At 68.0% G+C, this 5,621-nt stretch carries 2 protein-coding genes and 1 pseudogene; 2 read left to right on the top strand and 1 reads right to left on the bottom strand.

Annotation, left to right across the window (positions count from 1 at the left end; translation table 11 throughout):
* Together VFG33_RS20380 and VFG33_RS20375 are read left to right on the top strand one after the other, a co-directional pair.
* Positions 1-880 (top strand): annotated as a pseudogene (locus tag VFG33_RS20380) (hypothetical protein); the annotation flags it as partial.
* The gene (locus VFG33_RS20375) at positions 877-2,100 is read left to right on the top strand and encodes an acyltransferase family protein (protein ID WP_325054501.1); all 1,224 of its coding nucleotides are present in this window, start codon (positions 877-879) and stop codon (positions 2,098-2,100) included. The pseudogene VFG33_RS20380 and the gene VFG33_RS20375, both read left to right, overlap by 4 nt.
* On the opposite strand, the gene VFG33_RS20370 is transcribed toward VFG33_RS20375, so the two are convergent.
* Positions 1,989-5,621, bottom strand: a 3,633-nt coding sequence (locus VFG33_RS20370) for an alpha-(1->3)-arabinofuranosyltransferase domain-containing protein (RefSeq protein WP_325054500.1), incomplete at its 5' end; no start/stop codon positions are given. The genes VFG33_RS20375 and VFG33_RS20370 overlap by 112 nt on opposite strands.

The raw sequence follows: 5,621 nt of genomic DNA, 5'->3' as shown, positions 1-5,621 counted from the left end.
GTGGGGCTCGATCGCGGTCTACACCCTGGTGACCTTGTTCCTCGTGTCCTACGGGCGCTTCGAGATCTTCGGCGGGACGTTCACCGTGCACTACCACTACTGGTCGGACCTCTCGATTCCGCTCACCCTGGCCGCGGTCCTCACCGCCAGATCAGTACGCACCCGAGTGACCCTGGTGCAAGCGGCGCCGCTCGTCGCACTGTGCGGCGTGCTCGCCTGGAGCACCGGCGCTGTCGTGTCGGCAGCCGGCTTCGCGAGGATCTGGGACAACAACCCATCCGGCCGGTACTTCGACACCGTGACGGCCGAGTTGGACAAGGCCGGACCGTCCGTCAATCTCTGGGACACGCCGATGCCCCCCGGCGTCACGAGCGGCCTGGCCGCCGACCAACGCCTTTCGCCGGTGCTACGGATGGCCGGTGTCCCGTTCCAACTCCAGGCGCCAGGCAGCGCGCCGTACATCGTCGATCAGGACGGCCGACTCCGGACCGCCGACCTCGCAGTGTGGTCGCGAGCGGTCCTGCCGCCCAAGCCACAGAAGGACCTCATCTGCGGTGACGGCCCGATCCTGCACGGAGCCACGATTCTGAACATGCCGCTCAAGACGACGTTGCCGGATGTCGGTGCCGCCAACTGGTACGTCAAGATCAGCTATCTCTCCAACGTGGAGTCGCGCCTCCAGGTCGAGCTACTTGATGCGAATGGCAACGCGGTCGCGATGCCCGAACCATCCGGCGCCTGGCCCGCCGGAGCCGACAGCATGTACTTCGGTCCGTCGCCGCGGACGGAGGCCGTCTCCATCAGGTTGCGGACCACCGACGCATCGACGAACCTCTGTGTCGGCAACATCGATGTCGGACTACCGAAGGTGAGCGGATGAGACGGGAGCGGTTCCCCGCACTGGACGGTCTGCGGGCGATCGGCGCCATCGCTGTCGTGACTACTCACGTCGGCTTCCAGAGCGGCGACGCCTTGAGCGGCCCGTTCGCCGGCATCCTGTCGCGACTGGACGTCGGGGTGGCGATCTTCTTCGCGATCTCCGGGTTCCTGCTCTACCGGCCGCATGTCGTTGCCTGGTTCGAGGAGACCGAGCCGCCGCTCACTCTGCCGTATCTGCGCAACCGGGCCCTGCGGATCCTGCCCGCGCTCTGGGTCGCAGTCCTGCTCGCCCTGTTGCTAGTGCCGCCTGGTCCAGGCGTTAGCTGGCTGTCCTACGTGCGACAGGCCACACTGACCCAGATCTATGTAGACGCTCCCGCGGCCGGCGGCCTGACGCAGATGTGGAGCCTCGCGACCGAGGTCGCGTTCTACTTGTTGCTGCCGTTCCTGGCGAAGCTGCTGACCGGCTACGACCGCCCGACTCGTCGGGCGGTGCGCTGGCGGCTTGCTGTCCTCGCCTGCTTCACCCTGCTGGGCCCAGTGTGGATGGCCGGGATCGTCAGCACCGATCGTGCCGAGGCCGGCTTCTGGCTGCCCGGCTACCTCGGCTGGTTCGCCGTCGGCATGGGCTTCGCCCTGTGGCAGGTGGCTCGCAGCAGTGGGCGGCTAGGCCCGTCGGCGCTCGATACGTTGACGAAGATCCCTCTCACTGTCTGGGCTATCGGCGTCGCAGTACTGCTGGTCGCGGCCAGCCCGATCGCCGGGCCGTACAGCTTGAACGCGCCAAGCCCGGGCCAGGCGTTTGTGAAGAACCTGCTCTACACGCTGATCGCTGCCTGCGTGATCTTCCCGGCGATCACGCCAACGCAGCGCATAGCTGCAGTACTGGGTGGCAAGGTGGGCCACGTCGCCGGCGACATCTCGTACGGGGTGTTCTGCTATCACCTGATCGTGCTCAGCCTGGTCGAGCGGGCCACCGGTTTCGACATCTTCACGGGCCACTTCGCCGTACTGTTCTGGCCGACCCTGTTGCTGTCAGCCGGAGTGGCCGCCGCGAGCTACTACGGGATGGAACGCCCGATCATGCGGCGCGGCCGGCACGACCGCAACTACGACGTCTCCCCCGTCGGACGCGACAAGAGGGCTAGCGCGCACCCGAGCAACACAGACCCCTGGACGAACCCGGAAGTCAGTCCCGCGTCCCCATCAGGCCAGGGCTGAAGCGCAGCCACCAGCGTCCCGACCAGTACTACGCCGACGACTACCGCGATCAGCACAATCCGTCGACCGTCCAGGTACCACGCGAGCGCAGCTGCGACCGCTGTCGCCGCCAACCCGACCCACCCCGCGATAAAGGTGCCTGCAGCAACGGCCAGGACTGTGGCCACCCAGGGACCAAGACGCCGGGCCTCCCGCAGACGATGGCCGGAATGGCGGGACCGGCGCCGGGAGAACACGGCCAGGGTGATCACGGACAGCAGACACAGCAGGCCAACCAGCAGGCCTGCGCGGTAGCTCCGGTCGGGCATGAAGCGCGCGGTGACCACCTGCTCAGGGCCAGCCGGAAGCAGCCAGCCTTGTTGCCAGCCACCGATCCTGATCGGGGTCAGCTTGCGCCCACCGCTGTCGTAGGCCTCCCAGCCCTCGCTGAAGTTCTGCGCGACGGTCAGTACCGACTGCTCCTCGGCGGGCGGCACCTCCAGGGTCATCTCGGCCGGGTCTGGTCGCCAGACCTCCACGCCCTTGACCGGCGTGACCGCTGCATTGCTGAAGCCGACCTTGGTGAACGCCGCTTCGACCGGCACGAAGTCCTTCCCTGCCGCGATGTCGATGCTGTGCCGCCCTGCCTGGAGCGGCACACTCTCGGTGTCGCAAAGGCTGTAGCTGACCGGCCGGCGCTGCAGCACGTCCCTGATGGTCGCCTTCACCTCGGTCGCAGCCGGTACTCCGTCGACGCGAACCGACGGACCGAATCCGCAGAAGGCACCGGTCGGCGCATCCAGGTCGAGCGCCTTGCGCAGATCGTTCGCACCGAGGATCCGCATCTCCGCAACCCCGACCGGCAACCGCCGGGTGAACCCGGTCGGCGAGTCGACGTCCACCAGTTCCGTGGTCGCGGTGAAGGTCAGCTCGACCGAGCGCACCGCCTTGTTCCGGTCCGGGAAGGTGACGAAGCCTTCGGGGGAGACAGCCAGCGTGCTCGGCTCCCCGCCGTCGAACCGGACCGACAACTCACTTGGCCGGGACGCCGCCAGGTTCGGGTCGCTGAGGAACTGCAGGCCTTGCAATTTCCTTGCCTGGGGCAAGTTCAAGGTCAGGGTCGGCTTGTCGTCGTCCGGGGCGGCCACCCAACCGGTGCCCAGGTCGGCGTCGACCGCGGCACCCGGGCGTCCCTCCGGCGCGGTCACAGCGCGGGATGAAGCGGTGGCGGTGATCGCGCCGGGCACCACCAGGAGCCGCTCCAGCGCGGCGCCGTCCTTCGGCAGCGCGGTGCCCTGCAGGGCATACGACGCCGCCTCGGGAAGATCGACGCTGCGGTTCAGCCCCGTCGCTTCCTCCGAGTCCTTCGCGAAGGCCGCGCGGCACAGCGGCCGGGTGCCGACGTGCAGGCAGCCCGACCGGCCGGGCTGCTCGTTCCGGAACACCAGCCCGTCGGGCTGCTTCTCCAGGCCGCCGGGAACGGTCAGCCTGCTGACCGGAGTCAGGCCCGGCAGGGACACCTCGGAGATCGAGACCCCGTTCGGGTTCTTGCCGTCGGTCACGCCGACGCTGATCCGCAACCGCTGGGTGAACCCGGCCGGGGCGGGGACGTTCTGCGGCTGGCCCGAGCCGGCGACCACCGTCGTCAGCGAACCGCTGTCGGTCTCCACCAGCAGCGTCCGGACCGGATCGACGGTCGGAGCCTTGAGCGAGAACTGGATCTTGAGGTCCTCCACCTTGCGCGGCGCCACGAAACTCAGTTCGAGCCACTCGCCGCTGCTCTTGCCGAAGGTGCCCGAGATCCACCGCGTCGAAGGATCACCGTCGACGGCCGCGGACGGGCCGTTGCCCGGCCCCGTCCGGATCGTGGCGGACGGGTCCGCTGCCGAGGAAGACGCCCGTACGTCGGAGATGCCGCCGGCCCACGATCTCGTAGTACCGGGTGCGGCTGGATCGATGGCGTAGTCGAGGGTGCGTCGTCCTTGGCGGCCCGGGTCGTTCGCGGTCATCACAGGCGAGTAGTTCTCGGCCGGTCTGCCGAAGGACACCTCGCGCCGTTGCAGGCCGTCGGTCTGGACCAAGGGCAGGTCGAGACCCTGCGCGTCCGAGCTGAGTACGGCCTCGCGGTCACCACCGAGCGCGGTCAGTACCGAGGGCACATCCTCCGGAGCTCCCCGGACCTCCACCAACTGCGACTGCGGCACCAGGCGGGCCGGACTCACCTCGCCGACGTCGAAGATCTCCACGCTCGGGTAGGGCAATCGCGTGCGTTCGTCCAAGGTCAGCCCGGGCTGTTCGATGGAACTACCGGTCGGCGGACCGAAGTACACGACCCGCTGGATGCCGGACTCGGCCAGGCTCTCGTGCAAGGCCATGGTCGGACTCACCTGCGCATTGAATCGCAGGTCGTTGCGGACCACGACGTACCGAACGCCTGCTCTCTGCAGTGCCTGCTTCAAGGTCAGGTCACCGACACCAGAGCCCAGCCGGCGTTCCACCTCGTCCAGCCACCGCGTAGTACCGGCAGAGCCCAGCGGTACTGCGTCCCGCACGGCCATCGGGCGCCTCAACAGGGACTGGAACGGCTCGTCCTTGGTGGAGCCCCAAGTGAAGTCGGCAAACGACGCAGCCGGTACGACGAGCACGCTGCCGCTGGTCTGTTGGCTGTCGAGCCAGGTGGCCGCCTCACGCCAATGCGCGGGGATCGCCTCATAGCCCTCGGGCCGGGGCAGTTGCGCGAAGATCGCAGGCGTAGCGACCGAGACAACGAGGCAGGCGGCGAGGATCGGCACTATGCGACGGTGAATCCCCCGGACCGTAGCCCAGCTGGTCACGCGGGCCAGTGCGTGCGCGGCGGCCAGTGCAAGCGGCAGGCGCACGACCAGTTCGAACTTGTGGGTGTTGCGCAAGGCAGCGAGCGGTCCGTCGAGCAGGTCTTGTACCTGTGGCGACAGTGGCGAGCTGACATGTCCCAGCGTCACCAGTAGCAGACCGACGACCAGGGAGAGTTGCAGGAAGCCGCGGTTCTTCAGAGATCCCATCGCCAGGCCCACCAGGCCGAGCAGAGCGATGGCAACCGTGGCGAGGATCAAGGTCGGCTGCGTGACGTAGAGCCAGCCTGCGGGCCAGGTAGGACCGTCACCGGTGGACAGGAAGTTCAACCATTGCGACGTGCCGCGGAACGACTCGAAGACGCTGGCTGTGCCAGTGGTGATGCCGGCGTTCTCTATCCAGTCGAGGAAGGGTGGGCTGTAGCGGCCCAGCAGCACCAGCGGCACAAGCCACCAGAAGGAGACCGCCACCACGCAGCCCAACCAGCCCGCTGCGATCTTCAGCGTGGACTTGTCGAGCCGCCGCGTGAGCAGCCACAGCGCAGGCAGCACCAGCGTCGCACCGGTCGCTACGGCGTTCACTCCCCCGACCAGGGCGAAGGCTACGGCCGACCAGCCGACCCGCCACCAACCAGAGCGCGCCCGGGGAGTCACCAGGGGCAGCAGTACCCAAGGAGCCATCGCCAGTGGCCAGACCTCGATGGAGGTGAT

The organism is Kribbella sp., assembly GCF_035687465.1.
Lineage (GTDB): Bacteria > Actinomycetota > Actinomycetes > Propionibacteriales > Kribbellaceae > Kribbella.
Note: the sequence above shows the minus strand (reverse complement) of the source record. Positions and strands in the feature narration are given on the sequence as shown.

Excerpts from the sequence above, each read along its gene's own strand:
- VFG33_RS20375 (WP_325054501.1), top strand. The coding sequence starts at position 877 with ATGAGACGGGAGCGGTTCCCCGCACTGGACGGTCTGCGGGCGATCGGC.